General features: G+C 73.1%; 11 protein-coding genes. 2 read left to right on the plus strand and 9 right to left on the minus strand.

Annotation, left to right across the window (positions count from 1 at the left end; translation table 11 throughout):
• Nucleotides 1-32 precede the first annotated feature (32 nt).
• The 3 genes from SM793_RS29835 to metH form a co-directional block, all read right to left on the minus strand.
• Nucleotides 33-1,640: an ABC transporter substrate-binding protein gene (locus SM793_RS29835; RefSeq protein ID WP_320441419.1), complete on the minus strand. Its 1,608-nt coding sequence runs from the start codon at nucleotides 1,638-1,640 to the stop codon at nucleotides 33-35.
• Nucleotides 1,641-1,924: 284 nt separating this feature from the next.
• Nucleotides 1,925-2,632 (minus strand): HAD family phosphatase, encoded by a 708-nt coding sequence (locus SM793_RS29840; RefSeq protein WP_320441420.1) that lies wholly within the window; start codon nucleotides 2,630-2,632, stop codon nucleotides 1,925-1,927.
• 140 nt (nucleotides 2,633-2,772) lie between these two features.
• Nucleotides 2,773-6,282, minus strand: a complete 3,510-nt coding sequence (metH, locus tag SM793_RS29845) for a methionine synthase (protein ID WP_320441421.1) — start codon at nucleotides 6,280-6,282, stop codon at nucleotides 2,773-2,775.
• A gap of 145 nt (nucleotides 6,283-6,427) precedes the next feature.
• Between metH and SM793_RS29850 the strand changes: the two genes are divergently transcribed.
• A complete protein-coding gene (locus SM793_RS29850) occupies nucleotides 6,428-7,528 on the plus strand; it encodes a glycosyl hydrolase family 18 protein (RefSeq protein ID WP_320441422.1) in 1,101 nt (366 codons plus the stop codon).
• Between the two features lie 7 nt (nucleotides 7,529-7,535).
• Here the strand turns inward: SM793_RS29850 and SM793_RS29855 are convergent, their stop codons facing one another.
• A complete protein-coding gene (locus SM793_RS29855; protein WP_320441423.1) occupies nucleotides 7,536-8,081 on the minus strand; it encodes an SRPBCC family protein in 546 nt (181 codons plus the stop codon).
• A 317-nt stretch (nucleotides 8,082-8,398) separates the two neighbouring features.
• On the opposite strand from SM793_RS29855, the gene SM793_RS29860 reads away from it, so the two are divergent.
• Nucleotides 8,399-9,349, plus strand: coding sequence for a PAC2 family protein (locus SM793_RS29860; protein ID WP_320441424.1), 951 nt, complete (start codon nucleotides 8,399-8,401; stop codon nucleotides 9,347-9,349).
• A gap of 95 nt (nucleotides 9,350-9,444) precedes the next feature.
• On the opposite strand, the gene mshC is transcribed toward SM793_RS29860, so the two are convergent.
• The 5 genes from mshC to SM793_RS29885 all read right to left on the minus strand — a co-directional run bounded on the left by mshC (nucleotide 9,445) and on the right by SM793_RS29885 (nucleotide 14,505).
• Nucleotides 9,445-10,674: a cysteine--1-D-myo-inosityl 2-amino-2-deoxy-alpha-D-glucopyranoside ligase gene (gene mshC / locus SM793_RS29865; RefSeq protein ID WP_320441425.1), complete on the minus strand. Its 1,230-nt coding sequence runs from the start codon at nucleotides 10,672-10,674 to the stop codon at nucleotides 9,445-9,447.
• Nucleotides 10,675-10,957: 283 nt separating this feature from the next.
• Nucleotides 10,958-11,833 carry a carbohydrate-binding protein gene (locus SM793_RS29870; RefSeq protein ID WP_320441426.1) on the minus strand — a complete coding sequence of 292 codons (876 nt, stop codon included), beginning with the start codon at nucleotides 11,831-11,833 and terminating at the stop codon, nucleotides 10,958-10,960.
• 170 nt (nucleotides 11,834-12,003) lie between these two features.
• Complete coding sequence (locus tag SM793_RS29875; protein ID WP_320441427.1) at nucleotides 12,004-12,921, minus strand: helix-turn-helix domain-containing protein; 918 nt, start codon at nucleotides 12,919-12,921, stop codon at nucleotides 12,004-12,006.
• Nucleotides 12,922-13,072: 151 nt separating this feature from the next.
• Entirely contained in the window at nucleotides 13,073-13,846 is a 774-nt protein-coding gene (locus SM793_RS29880) for an SCO1664 family protein (RefSeq protein ID WP_413816063.1), read from the minus strand.
• Between the two features lie 89 nt (nucleotides 13,847-13,935).
• A complete protein-coding gene (locus SM793_RS29885) occupies nucleotides 13,936-14,505 on the minus strand; it encodes a DUF3090 domain-containing protein (protein ID WP_320441428.1) in 570 nt (189 codons plus the stop codon).
• Nucleotides 14,506-14,618: the final 113 nt, after the last annotated feature.

Here is a 14,618-nt window from a genome sequence, read left to right on the forward strand (position 1 = left end):
CTTCGTCGTGGTGGGGGCGCCGGCCCCGCGGGTCACTTGCCCTTGCCGACCCGGCCGATCTCCCAGAAGCGGAAGAAGCCGGTGGTGTCGACGGTCGACTCGACGCCGGTGATGTTGGACCGGGAGGTGAAGAACGCCTTGTTCTGGAACAGCGGGACGAGCGGGGCGTTCTCGGCCACGATGCCCTGGATCTGGGCGTAGGTGCTGCTGGCGGTGGCCCGGTCGGTCTGCTTGAGGGTGTCGGGCACCAGCTTCTGGCTGATCCGCGGGTCGTCCCAGCCGTGGTGGTAGGAACCGCCCTCGACGATCAGCGGCGCGACGTAGTTGTCCGGGTCCGGGTAGTCCGCGAACCAGCCGATCAGGTACATCTGGTACTTGCTCTCGTTCCAGCCCTTCTTGAAGGCGTCCCAGTCGGGCTCCTGCTGGACGGTGACCTGGAACAGGCCGCCGGCCTCCAGCTGCTTCTTGAGGGTCTCGGCCTCGGCGGCCTCGGCGCGCGAGCGCGACCAGGTGAGGCTGAGCTTGACCGGGGTGGCCACCTTGGCGGCGGCGAGGATCGCCTTGGCCTTGGCGGGGTCCTGGTCGCCGTAGCGGTCGAAGAAGGCCGTGTTGTGGCCGGTGACGCCGGCCGGGACCATCGAGTACAGCGGCTGGACGGTGCGCGCGAAGACGTCGCGGGCCAGGGACTTGCGGTCGACCAGCTGGGCGGCGGCCTGGCGGACGGCGACGTTGCCGGCGGTGGCGTCCTTGGTGTTGAAGACCAGGTAGCGGGTGTCGTTGCTGTCGCCCTCGACGACGCGCAGGTCGGTCTTGCCGCCCTGCTGGTCGGAGAGGATCTGCGCGGCGGTGTTCGGCTCCAGGCTGTTGTCGGCCAGGTCGACCTCGCCGTTGTCGATCGCGGCCTTGAGGTCGGTCGGCTTGTCGAAGTAGCGCAGCACGAACTTCTTGTTCCGCAGCTTGGCGTCGCCGGTGTACTTGTCGTTGGGCAGGAGCACGACCTTGGCCGGGCCGCTCTTGGGGGTCGCCTCGATGGAGTCGATCCGGTACGGGCCGGAGCCGACGAGCTTGTCGTTCGGCAGCGCCTTGTCGGCCGGGAAGACCTCCTGGTCGACGATGGCGCCGGCCGGGCCGGCCAGCTTGGCCGGGAGGGTGGCGTCGGGCTGGGCGAGGTGGAAGAGCACCTCGGTGTCGTTGACCGCCTCGACCGTCTTGATCGACGACAGCAGGCCGGCCGGGCCGTTGGCGTCGTTGATCTTCAGGGTCCGCTGGATCGAGTGGACGACGTCGGCGGAGGTCAGCGCGTGGCCGTTGGAGAACTTCAGCCCGCCCTTGAGCGTGCAGTGGTACCGGGTGGCGTCGCCGGCGGTGAACTCGCAGGACTGGGCGGCGTCCGGGGTGGGGGCGCTGGACGCGGCCGGGTAGCTCAGCAGCGACTGGAAGGTGTTGCGCAGCAGCAGCCAGGAGCCGGCGTCGTAGGCGACGGCCGGGTCCAGGGCGGTGGTCGTCGCGGTGGTGCCCAGGGTGATCGCCTTGTCGCCGTCGCCCTTGACGGCGTCGGTCACCGAGCCGCAGCCGGCCACCGAAACGGCCACGATTCCGGCGCAGCCGAGCACGGCCAGTCGTTCAGCGGAAGTCTTCACGGGTCGCGTCCTTCTGGGTGCGGGGCTGCGACCGCGGGCACGACGGGGGTGCCCGTCAGCGGCGGTGCCTGGGCTCGGGGGTGGAACGAACTGGAGTAGCGTGCCATATCGAACACGCACCCCCGGTACCCGCACAGGTGACAGTTGGGACACGGGCGGGTGCGCTGGGCTGGCCTCTCCTGCGAGTTGTCAGGCAATGCCCGTTTTCTCCCCGAGCAGTCTCCCGGCCCGGCCGGATCCGTCCGCTTACCGGTCGGTACTGGCACTCCGCAATGAGACGACAATCACACTCGCGAGGCGACCAGCGAGCGCAACAGCTCCAGATCGACCTGCTCCAGCGAGGAGAGCACCAGGCGCCCCGGCGCGGGCTCGATCAGAGCCACCGAGGGGACGGCGATCACCGGGCAGCCGGCCGCCTCGGCGGCTTGCACCCCGGTCGGCGCGTCCTCCACCACCACGCAGCGGGCCGGGTCGGCGCCGAACCGGCGGGCCGCCTCCAGGTACGGGTCCGGGTGCGGCTTGGTGCGGGCCACCTCGTCGCCCGCGACCGAGAAGGCGAAGTGCTCGGCGCCGAGCGAGCGGAGCACGATGTCGATGATGTGCCGGTGCGAGGCGGACACCAGGGCGGCCGGGACGCCGTGCGCGGCCAGCGTGTTGAGCAGCCGCTCGGCACCCGGCATCAGCGGCACCCCGCCGTCCAGCAGGTCGACGAAGCGCCGGTTGATCAGCACGGTCAGCTCGGCCGGCGAGAGGTCCACCCCGGTGCTGACCAGCAGGTGGTCGATGACCCGGGTCATCGGGCCGCCGACCACGTGGGCGCGGTCCTCGGCGGTCAGCTCGTGGCCCAGCTCGGCGAAGAGCGTGGACTCCGCCTGCCACCAGAAGTCCTCGGTGTCGACCAGCGTCCCGTCCATGTCCAGCAGCACCGCCTGGAGGCCCCGGTCGTCGTCGCCGCGGCCGAGGGTCGGGGTGGCGGTGGAGATGGTGGTCATGGAGGGATCCTTCCGTCCGTGCCCGGATCGGCCCCGGGGATGGCACGGGCCGGCCCGCTGGTGAGCGGACCGGCCCGTTCAGGATCATCAAGGATACGCCCGGGCACCCCGAATGAAGCGAACGCTGCGCAGCGTGGGCGTTACCGGGCGTTGAAGTACTTGGCCTCCGGGTGGTGGATCACGATCGCGTCGGTGGACTGCTCGGGGTGCAGCTGGAACTCCTCGGAGAGCACCACGCCGATCCGCTCGGGCTTCAGCAGCTCGGCGATCTTGGCGCGGTCCTCCAGCTCCGGGCAGGCCCCGTAGCCCAGCGAGAACCGGGCGCCGCGGTACTTGAGGGCGAACATGTCCTTGACGTCCTGCGGGTCCTCGTCGCCGAAGCCCAGCTCGTAGCGGACCCGGGCGTGCCAGAACTCGGCCAGCGCCTCGGCCAGCTGGACCGACAGGCCGTGCAGCTCCAGGTAGTCCCGGTAGGAGTTGTCGGCGAACAGCTCGTTGGCCGCCTCGGAGATCCGGTTGCCCATGGTGACCACCTGGAGGCCCAGCACGTCGCGGACCCCGGACTCCTCCGGGCGGAAGAAGTCGGCCAGGCAGAGCCGGCGCCCGCGCCGCTGGCGGGGGAAGGTGAAGCGGGTCCGCTCGCTGCCGTCCTCGTGGAAGACGACCAGGTCGTCGCCCTTGGAGTTCGCCGGGTAGAAGCCGTAGACGACCGCCGCCTCCAGCCAGCCCTCGGTCTGCAGCCGGTCCAGCCACATCCGCAGCCGCGGCCGGCCCTCGGTCTCCACCAGCTCCTCGTACGACGGGCCCTCGCCGCTCCGGGCGGCCTTGAGGCCCCACTGCCCCTTGAACAGCGCGTCCTCGTCCAGCCAGGACGAGTAGTCGGCGAACGGCACGCCCTTGACGATCCGGTCGCCCCAGAACGGCGGCTCGGGCACCCGGTTGTCGACCGCGACGTCGGAGCGGATCTGGCCGAGGTTGACCTCCTCCGGCTCCTCGATCTCGACCCGGGCGTGCCGGCGCTGCTTGAGCTCCGGCAGGGTCGCGCCGGGCACGCCGCGCTTGACCGCGATCAGCGCGTCCATCAGCCGCAGGCCCTCGAAGGCGTCCCGGGCGTAGCGGACCTCGCCCTCGTAGATCTCGTGCAGGTCCTGCTCGACGTAGGCGCGGGTCAGCGCGGCGCCGCCGAGGATCACCGGGTAGTCGGCCGCCAGCTTGCGCTGGTTCAGCTCCTGCAGGTTCTCCTTCATGATCACGGTGGACTTGACCAGCAGGCCGGACATCCCGATGACGTCCGCCCGGTGCTCCCGGGCGGCGTCCAGGATCGCCGAGACCGGCTGCTTGATGCCCAGGTTGACCACGGTGTAGCCGTTGTTGGACAGGATGATGTCGACCAGGTTCTTGCCGATGTCGTGGACGTCGCCCTTGACGGTGGCCAGCACGATGGTGCCCTTGCCCTCGTCGTCGGACTTCTCCATGTGCGGCTCCAGGTGGGCCACCGCGGTCTTCATGACCTCGGCCGACTGGAGCACGAACGGCAGCTGCATCTGGCCGGAGCCGAACAGCTCGCCGACCACCTTCATGCCCGCCAGCAGCGTGCTGTTGACGATCTCCAGTGCCGGGCGCTCCGTCAGCGCCTCGTCGAGGTCGGCCTCCAGGCCGTTCCGCTCGCCGTCGACGATCCGGCGCTGGAGCCGCTCCTCCAGCGGCAGCGCGGCCAGTTCCTCCGCCTTGGAGGCCCTGACCGAGGACGAGGAGACGCCCTCGAACAGCTGCAGCAGCTTCTGGAGCGGGTCGTAGCCCTCGCTGCGGCGGTCGTACACCAGGTCGAGCGCGACCTCGCGCTGGTCCTCGGGGATCCGCGCCATCGGCAGGATCTTGGAGGCGTGCACGATCGCCGAGTCCAGGCCCGCCTCGACGCACTCGTTCAGGAAGACCGAGTTGATCACCATCCGGGCGGCCGGGCTGAGGCCGAAGGAGATGTTGGACAGGCCGAGGGTGGTCTGCACGTCCGGGTGGCGGCGCTTGAGCTCGCGGATCGCCTCGATGGTCTCGATGCCGTCCCGGCGCGACTCCTCCTGCCCGGTGCCCAGGGTGAACGCCAGGCAGTCGACCAGGATCGAGCCCTCGTCGACGCCGTACTCGCCGGTCAGCTGGGCGATCAGCCGCTCGGCGATCTCGACCTTCTTGGCGGCGGTGCGGGCCTGGCCGTCCTCGTCGATGGTCAGCGCGATCAGGCCGGCGCCGTGCTCGCGGGCCAGCGAGGCGATCCGGCCGAAGCGGGTGTCCGGGCCGTCGCCGTCCTCGTAGTTCACCGAGTTCAGCACGGCGCGCCCGCCGAGCGACTCCAGACCGGCCCGCAGCACCTCCGGCTCGGTGGAGTCCAGCACGATCGGCAGCGTGGAGGCGGTGGCCAGCCGGCCGGCGATCTCCTTCATGTCGGCGACGCCGTCGCGGCCGACGTAGTCCACGCAGAGGTCCAGCAGGTGGGAGCCGTCCCGGATCTGGTCCCGGGCGATCTCCACACAGGCCTGCCAGTCGCCGGCCAGCATCGAGTCGCGGAACTTCTTCGAACCGTTGGCGTTGGTGCGCTCGCCGATCGCCAGGTACGAGGTGTCCTGGCGGAACGGCACCGACTGGTACAGCGAGGACGCGGCCGACTCGGGGCGCGGCTCGCGCGGGGCGACCGGCCTGCCCTGCACCCGCTCGACCACCTGGCGCAGGTGCTCGGGGGTGGTGCCGCAGCAGCCGCCGACCAGCGAGAGCCCGTAGTCGCGGGTGAACACGTCGTGCGCGTCGGCCAGCTCGGACGGGCTCAGCGGGTAGTGCGCGCCGTCCTTGCCCAGCACCGGCAGGCCCGCGTTGGGCATGCAGGACAGGCCGATCCGGGCGTTCTTCGCCAGGTAGCGCAGGTGCTCGCTCATCTCGGCCGGGCCGGTGGCGCAGTTCAGGCCGATGTAGTCGACGCCGAGCGGCTCCAGCGCGGTCAGCGCGGCGCCGATCTCCGATCCGAGCAGCATGGTGCCCGTGGTCTCCACCGTCACCTGCACCAGCACCGGCAGGTCCAGGCCCGCCTCGGCCAGGGCCTGCTTGCAGCCCAGGATCGCGGCCTTGGTCTGCAGCAGGTCCTGGCTGGTCTCCACCAGCAGGGCGTCCGCGCCGCCGGCGACCAGACCCGCCGCGTTCACCCGGAAGCCCTCGCGCAGGACCTCGTACGGGGCGTGGCCAAGGGTCGGCAGCTTGGTGCCGGGGCCGATCGAGCCGAGCACCCAGCGGGTCCGGCCGTCCTCGGCGGCGTACGCGTCGGCGGCCTCGCGGGCCAGCCGGGCACCTGCCTCGGAGAGCTCGAAGATCCGGTCGGCGATGTCGTACTCGCCGAGCGCGGAGAAGTTGGCGCCGAAGGTGTTGGTCTCCACGCAGTCCACGCCCACCGCGAAGTAGGCGTCGTGGACGGAGCGGACGATGTCGGGCCGGGTCAGGTTGAGGACCTCGTTGCAGCCCTCCAGGTTCTGGAAGTCCTCCAGCGTCGGGTCCTGCGCCTGGAGCATGGTGCCCATCGCTCCGTCGGCGACCACCACCCTGGTGGCCAGTGCCTGACGCAGCGCGTTCGCGCGGCTCTGCGGGGTGACGGACGGGCTGGCGGCAATGGCCATGGGGCTTCTCCCTGGGTGCGACGGCTGTCGGCTTTGCGAACCCGCTGAATCGGGGACGCACGTGGCCAGGGTATCCGGCCTCCGCCGGGAGAAGGCCACCTATTCCGTATCCTGAACGCTCGGCCGAACAGGGGGGAACGACCGGGTGACCACGATTCGGACACTGATACGAGACGGCGTCCGGCGGACCGGGAGCGCCGCGGTCGCCCGGACGCGATCGCTCCGGTCCCGCTGGCGCGGCTGGTCGCGATGGCGCAAGGCCCTGGTGGTGGCGCTGACGGCGCTGGCCGTGGTGCTGGTCCCGGTCGGCTCGGCGGCGCTGGCGCTGCGCCTGCAGTACGTCGGCGTCCCCTCCCCCGAGGCCCGCAGCCGCGGCCGTGACGCACTCTGGCTCGGCCACGCCTGGGTGGACGGCCGGAAGAGTGACGCGGACGTCGCGGCCCTCGCCGAACGGCTGGCCGGCACCGGCGTGCGCGACCTCTACGTGCACACCGGCCCGCTGGAGCACGACGGCTCGCTGCCGCCCACCGTGCACCCCCGGGCGCGCTGGTTCACCGAGGCCGCGCACCGGGCGCTGCCCGGGGTCCGGGTGCAGAGCTGGCTCGGCGACGAGGTGAAGCCCGAGAAGGACGCCCTGGACCTGGAGGACGCCGCCACCCGCGACCGGGTCACCGCCTCCGCCCGCCAGGTCCTGGACCTCGGCTTCGACGGCGTGCACTTCGACATGGAGCCGATCCGGCCCGGTTCGGCCGGCTGGCTCGCCCTGCTCGACCAGGTCCGGCCGGTCACCGCCGGGCGTGGCGCGAAACTGTCGGTCGCGGCCCCGCAGATCGACCCGCTGCCGTACCAGCACGCGATCGCCATCGCGCTCACCGACCACGGCAAGTGGTGGGACCAGGCGTACTTCACCGCCACCGCCCGCCGGGTCGACCAGATCGCGGTGATGACCTACGACTCCAGCATGCCGACCGAGGGGTTCTACGGCGCCTACAACGCCTACCAGACCGAACTCGCCCTGGAGGCCACCCCGGCGGAGGTCGACCTGCTGATGGGCCTGCCGTTCTACTGGGAGGACAAGTGGGGCCACTGGGGCCGCGCCGAGACGGTGGGCGCCGGGATCCGGGGCATCCGGCTGGGCCTGGGCCGGCAGGACCCGCACCGGCCGAACTTCGGCGTCGGCCTGTACGTGGACTTCGCCGCCACCGAGCAGAACTGGGCCGACTACCGGCGCGACTGGGTGCGGTGAGGGCCCCTCAAAGGCTGGGCCCCCCGCCGGTCGCGGCCATCCGGTGGGCGAGCGCGCTCAGGTAGCGGTGGACGGCGGCGCCCTCGCCGGTCAGGTAGTGGGAGACCGCCCGGTACAGCGGCTGGTACACCTCGCCGTGCTCGGTGACGGTGAGCGCGCAGCCCCGGCCCGCCGGTGTCAGCACATACGTCCAGGTGCCGCCGTAGGGCAGGTCCGGGTCGGCGATGCCGGTCACCAGGCGGTGCGGGGCGGCGCTCTCCACGACCTCGTAGGTGGTGTGGCCGTGCTTGCCGTACTCGCGCCAGCGGGGGTGGCCCGCGGCGGTGGCGGGCAGCCGCTCGACGTGGGCCACCCCAGGGCGCCAGGCCGGGAAGAGGTCGACGGCGGTCAGGACGTCCCAGACCTCGCCGGGCGGCCGGTCCAGTTCGAGGCCGCCCTCGCTGACGTGTTCCACCGGCAGCCGCCGACCCGCGGCCAGCCCCGCCGCCGCCAGCCCCGCCGTGACCGCCGCCACTCCGGCCACCCCGGCCGCCGTCCACCGCCGTCCGCTCATCCCGCCGGCTCCTCACACCCCGCGCGCCCGGCCCCACCACCCATCATCGCGCCGTCCCGCCGCCCGGGCGCGGCCGGACCCGGGGCGGTCCTCCGGGGCCCGCCGGGATAACCGCTGGATCGTGGCCGCCCCCTCGCCCAGACTGGCCCGGTGGCCCGGCGGAACGGCGCTTCAAAGCCCGTAGGCTGGGCAGGTAGGGACCATGGAGCGAGGCGTTCCATGGGTGACGAGAGGTTCGACCGTCGGCTTCCGACCGTCGGCACCCGGGCATTCCCGGCCGGGTGGCGCGATGGCTGCCGACCGGAGGGAGACGCTGGGTGATCGAGCTGGAGGAAGTTCCCGAGTTGATCGACCCGGTGATGGTGTGCGCCTTCGAGGGGTGGAACGACGCGGGTGACGCCGCCTCGGCCGCGCTGGCGCACCTGGACGAGACCTGGGGCGGCAAGGTGTTCGCCGCGCTCGACGCGGAGGAGTACTACGACTTCCAGGTCAACCGGCCCACCGTGTGGCTGGACGGCGGGGTGCGCCGGATCACCTGGCCCACCACCCGGCTCTCGGTGGTCCGCGTCACCGAGCCGACCACCCGGGACGTCGTGCTGGTCCGCGGGATCGAGCCGAGCATGCGCTGGCGCTCGTTCTGCAACGAGCTGCTCGGCTTCGCGCACGAGCTGGGCGTCGAGCTGGTGGTGATCCTGGGCGCGCTGCTCGGCGACACCCCGCACAGCCGCCCGGTGCCGGTCAGCGGGGTCACCTCGGACCCGGATCTGGCCCGCCGGCTGGAGCTGGAGGAGAGCCGCTACGAGGGCCCGACCGGCATCGTCGGGGTGCTCCAGGAGGCGTGCACGCACGCCGGGGTGCCGGCCGTGACGCTGTGGGCGGCGGTGCCGCACTACGTCGCGCAGCCGCCGAACCCCAAGGCCACCCTGGCGCTGGTCAACAAGCTGGAGGACCTGCTGGACCTGCGCATCCCGCCGGGCGAGCTCGGCGAGGACGCCCGGGCGTGGCAGCTGGGCGTGGACCAGCTGGCCGCCGAGGACAGCGAGGTCGCCGAGTACGTCCAGCAGCTGGAGGAGGCGCAGGACACCGCGGAGCTGCCGGAGGCTTCGGGCGACGCGATCGCCCGGGAGTTCGAGCGCTACCTGCGGCGCCGGGAGAACGTCGGGCCGACCGGCGAGAAGCCCGTCGCCGGGCACGCCACCGCGGAGCGGCCGGCCGAGCCGGAGCCGCCGGCGGCCCGGGAGAGCCAGGACGGCGCCGAGGAGGACTGAGCCTCCCGGCGGGAACGCCGTACCAACGCCGGAGGGGCGTCGGGGCCATCGGCCTCGACGCCCCTCCGGCGTTCGCGGGACTCCGCGCGGACGCTCTAGAGCGCGACGCCGAGCAGCGCGTCCACGGTGCGGGTGACCAGGCCGGGGGCGCCGAGCCCGGTGCCGCCGTCGCGCTCCTGCGCGGCGGCCCAGCGGTCCACCGCGGCCAGCGCGGCCGGGGCGTCCAGGTCGTTCGCCAGCGCGGCGCGGACCTCGGCGAGCAGCTGCTCGGCCGGCGGGCCGTCCGGGCGGGAGACCGCGGCGCGCCAGCGGGCCAGCCGCTCGACGGCCTCGTCCAGGGTGCCCTTGGTCCACTCCCAGTCCTCGCGGTAGTGGTGCGAGAGCAGGGCGAGGCGGATCGCCGCCGGGTCGACGCCCTCGCGGCGCAGGGCCGAGACGAAGACCAGGTTGCCGCGGGACTTGGACATCTTGTGGCCGTCCAGGCCGACCATGCCGGCGTGCACGTACGCCTGGGCGTACGGGTGGGTGCCGGTGGCGACCTGGGCGTGCGCGGCGCCCATCTCGTGGTGCGGGAAGGAGAGGTCGCTGCCGCCGCCCTGGATGTCGAAGGACATGCCGAGGAACTGCAGGGCGATCGCGACGCACTCGATGTGCCAGCCGGGGCGGCCGTGGCCGAGCTCGGTGTCCCAGGCGGGCTCGCCGGGGCGGGCGGCCAGCCACAGCAGGGCGTCCAGCGGGTGGCGCTTGCCGGGGCGGTCCGGGTCGCCGCCGCGTTCGGCGAAGACCGGGTGCATGGCCTCGCGGGTGAGGCCGGAGACCTCCCCGAAGGTCGGGTCGGCCTCGATCGAGAAGTAGATGTCGCCGTCCAGCTCGTAGGCGGCGCCGCTCGCGAGCAGCTTCTGCACCAGCGGGACGATCCACGGGATGGACTCGACGGCGCCGATGTAGTGGGCCGGCGGGAGCAGCCGGAGCGCGGTCATGTCCTCGCGGAACAGCGCGGTCTCGCGCTCGGCGAGGGCCACCCAGTCCTGTCCGGTCTCGACCGCGCGCTGGAGCAGGGGGTCGTCGACGTCGGTGACGTTCTGCACGTAGAGGACGTCGTGGCCGGCGTCCCTCCACACCCGCTGCACCAGGTCGAAGGCGTTGTAGGTGGCGGCGTGGCCCATGTGGGTCGCGTCGTAGGGCGTGATGCCGCAGACGTAGATCCGGGCGGCGCCGTCCTGCGGCACGACCTCCCGGACGCCGCCCGTCGCGGTGTCGTGGATTCGAAGGGGGAGCCCCTGACCAGGCAGGGCGGGAACCTCGGAGGCGGGCCAGGCATGCATGGGATCGACTTTAACCTTGAGAACATTTGAAAGCCTAACCAGTCGGCAAGATCGACTGGATTCGATCTGCTTTCGCGACTCTGACGGTTCCTGACCGATTGTGTCCGGCCGCCCGCGCCGGACCGCCGGCGCGGAACCGCGCCAGGACCCGCCAGGACCCGCCAGGACCACGCCGGAGCCGCCCCGCGCACGGCCACGCGGGGCGGTCCGGGCGGACGGGCGGCCCGGTCGGCCCTGCCGCCGACCGGGCGCCCACGACCCTCCGGGCATACGGCCGGAGCCGCTACAACCGCTGCCAGAGGGCCGGCACGTTCGGCGGCTCCCACCCCGCGATGGCGGTGTGCCCCTGGAGGCACCGGTAGGAGACGCCGCCGTAGGTGACGCGGTCGCCCGCGTTGTAGAGGGTGCCCGCGGCCCAGGTCCCGCCCGGCGGCGTGGTGGGGGGCGTGCTGGTGGGCGGGGTGGTGGGGCCGGTGGGGGTGGCGGTCGGGGTCGGGGTCTGCGGCACGTTGAGCACGAAGTCGTACGTGCCCTCCTTCGCCGAGCCGACCTGGCGGACGTTCATCAGCAGCCGCGCGTCGTAGATGGTGTCGGTGCTGTTGCGCGGCTCGTTCGGGAAGTACAGCTGGGTGGTGAGCACCGGCCGGCCGGGCGCCTGGAGCTTGACGTGGATGTGCCGGGTGCGGCCCGGGTAGAGGCCGGGCACGATCGTGGTGAGGCTGAACGCGCCCTGGGCGTTGGTGAACTGGTGGCCGCGGAAGGTGAACCCGGCGTTGTCGTAGGCGCCGTTCACATCGGCCTGCCAGAAGTCCAACAGGACGCCGGACAGGGGCAGGCAGGCGCGGCCGAAGACATAGCCGCTGACGGTGAGCCTGGTGCCCGGGGTGCTGTCGGTGATGAGCGAGGTGCGCAGCGGCGAGTTGGGCTTGAAGTACGGCCCTTCGGTCTGCTCGACGGTCGGGGCGTCGCCGTCGTGGCACTCGGGGGTGTAGTCCGGCATCTCGCCGGTGCCGACCCGGTCGCGGGCCAGGGCGACGCCGCCGCCGACCAGCAGGGGGGCGGTGCCGAGAACGGCGGCTGCCCGGAGGACGGTCTTGCGGCTTATCAGGCGGTCGGTGGGACCGTCCGTCCCGGTGACGGGCTCTTCGGACGCGGGCATGCGCCGACTCCTTCGGTGTGGGGTGGGGGATCTGCCGGTTTCGATGGAAGGGTGCCGAATGGAAGGGTGCCGATGGGAATGACGGCCCTTGCCATGGTGGGGGCATGACAAGGACCGGGCCGGTGGCCCGCCCGCTCACGCCGGGCGTCCGCCGGTGGCCGACAGTCAACCTACGGGCCCTCCGGACCCGCCGCGATGGACCCGATCCGGGGATCGTGGTGATTTCCTCCGACCCTCGCCCGGAACTCCCCGGGCGTCATCCCGGTCTCCCGGCGGAAGAACCGGCAGAAGTACGCCGGATCCCCGAACCCGGCCTCGCGGGACACCTGGCGGACCGTCAGTTCGGTGCAGGCCAGCAGGCGCTTGGCCTCCAGCGTCTGCTGCTGGCGGATCAGCCGCCCCGGCGTCCGGCCGGTCGCCTGCTTGACCGTCGCCTGGAGGTGCCCCGGGGAGACCCCCAACTCCTGGGCGCTGGAGGCGACCGAGCGTTGCACTCCGCCAGGGGTGGCGATCAGCCGGGTGAACGCGGCGGCGAGGTCGCCGGAGCGGCTCGGCAGCGCGCCCGGGCCGGCCGGCGAGCAGGCCCGCAGGGCGCGGACGACCAGGATGTGCAGACTGGCCCGCAGCACGCCCGGATAGCCCGCCGGGCGGGCCCGGTACTCGGCCTCCATGTCCGCCAGCAGCGCGGCGATCGGCCCGGCCTGGTCGCCGAGCCGCACCGCCGGGCGCCCGGCCAGGGAGCGCAGCGCGGCGAGGTCCTGCGGGTTGGTCAGGAGGAAGTCCTCGTTGAACAGCACGACCTGGCCGGTGAGGTCGTCCGCGTCCACCCAGTGGTGCACCTGGCCGGGCGCGATCACGCACAACTGCGGCGGCCGGAGCGGGCGCTGGACCAGGTCCAGGACGTGGGCGCCGCGGCCGCCGGTGACGTAGACGATCTCGAAGAAGGAGTGCCGGTGGGGGAAGCCGGCCCGGGACAGCGGGCCGATGGTGTCGAAACTGCCGATCGCGAACGGGAGCAGATGCGGCAGCGGGACCTGGAGGCGGTGCAGCGGCAGGTCCAGGTGGGGGGTGGTCCGTCGCTCGTCCATCGTCGCAGTGTGCGGCCGGGACCTGGCACCGGTCCAGACCACTGTCCGGTGGAAGGACCCGTGGAAGGGTGGTCCGGCGGGGCGGCCGTGGACGGGTGGCCCGGCGGGGCGGCCCGCCTTCGAACCCCGGGTGGGACGGCCCGCCGGACCGTCAGATCGGCGGCCAGGGGATGGACGGCCAGTCCTCGGAGGGCAGCGGATGGCTGCCGGCGGCGAGCAGCGCCGCCACCCGGGCCCGGGTCGCGTCCAGCTCGGCCGCCGTCAGGTGCGGGGCCAGCCGCTGCCCCAGCGCGCCGTCCAGCTGCCCGGCCAGCCCGGCCAGCACCGCCGTCGCCTCCTCGGGCAGCGGGCTCCCGGCCCAGCCCCAGAGCAGGGTGCGCAGCTTGCCCTCGCGGTGGAAGGTGACGCCGTGGTCGATGCCGTAGATCCGGCCGTCCGCGGCCGGGATCAGGTGGCCGCCCTTGCGGTCGGCGTTGTTGAGGACGGCGTCCAGCACCGCGAGCCGACGCAGCCGCGCGTCGTCGGGGTGGACCAGCAACGCGGTGCGCCCGTCGCCGACCTCGGCCCGGACGATCGGCAGCCAGCCGTCCTCGGGGCCGCCCGGGTCCTGGAGCGCGAGCAGCGGGTCCGCGTCCGGATCGGGCTCGACCCACAACTGGACCATGCCGGGGCCGTGCGGGCCGTCACGCAGCACGGTGGGCGGGACCAGCCCCCACCCGGTGGCGGCGGACAGCTCGTAGGCGGCGACCTCGCGGCCGGCCAGGGTGCCGTCCGGGAAGTCCCAGAGCGGGCGCTCGCCGGCCACCGGCTTGTAGACGGCCTGCGCGGCGAGGCCGTCGGTGCCGACGGTGCAGTAGAGGGCCGCGTTGGAGGCGTCGGTGAGCCGGCCGTGCACGGTCAGCGCGCCCTCCCGCAGCAGCCGCAGCGCGGTCGGCGGGTCGGCGGCGAGGGCGGCGGCTCCGGCGGGGTCGGCGCGCGGCGGCTCGACCTCGCCGGCCGGGGCGGGTGACGCGTTCAGCGCCGGTACCCGTTCGCGCGCGGGCACAGGTGGCCTTCCGGGTCGAGCGGCAGGTTGCAGAACGGGCAGGGCTTGCGGCCGGCCGCGACGAGGTCCAGGGCGCGTCTGGCGAACACCCGGGCCATCGCGCCGGAGAGCCGCACCCGGAGCATGTCGGGGCCGTTCTCGTCGTCCTCGAAGACGGCGGCGCCCTCCTCCTCGCCCTCTTCCTCCTCGATCAGCGCCTGCGCCTCGACGACCAGGCAGCTGTCCACGGTGTCCCACGCCAGCGCCATCGTGCCGACCCGGAACTCCTGCTCCAGCGGCAGGTCGAGCGGCGCGGTGTCCAGCAGCTCCTGCGGGGCGGCGGCCGGGATGGCGGCCTCGCCGCCGCTGCGGCGCAGGGCCTCGTCGAGGACCTCCTCGATCCGCTCGGCGAGCGCGGCGACCTGGGCCTTCTCCAGCAGCACGCTGGTGATCCGCCCCCGGGCGCTGGCCTGGAGGTAGAACGCCCGGGCGCCGGGCTGGCCGACGGTGCCGGCCACGAACCGTTCGGGCTGGTCGTAGAAGTGGACCTGACGGGGCACGCTCTCGCTCCGGATCGTGTCGATCGTCGTGGACGTCGGGGACGCCACGGGGTTCGGGGTCGGGCCCGGTGGTCCCGGGGTGCGGCGGGGTGCGCCGGGGCCCACTGGCCACC

This window comes from Kitasatospora purpeofusca (genome assembly GCF_034043715.1).
In the GTDB taxonomy this organism is placed as follows: domain Bacteria; phylum Actinomycetota; class Actinomycetes; order Streptomycetales; family Streptomycetaceae; genus Kitasatospora; species Kitasatospora purpeofusca_A.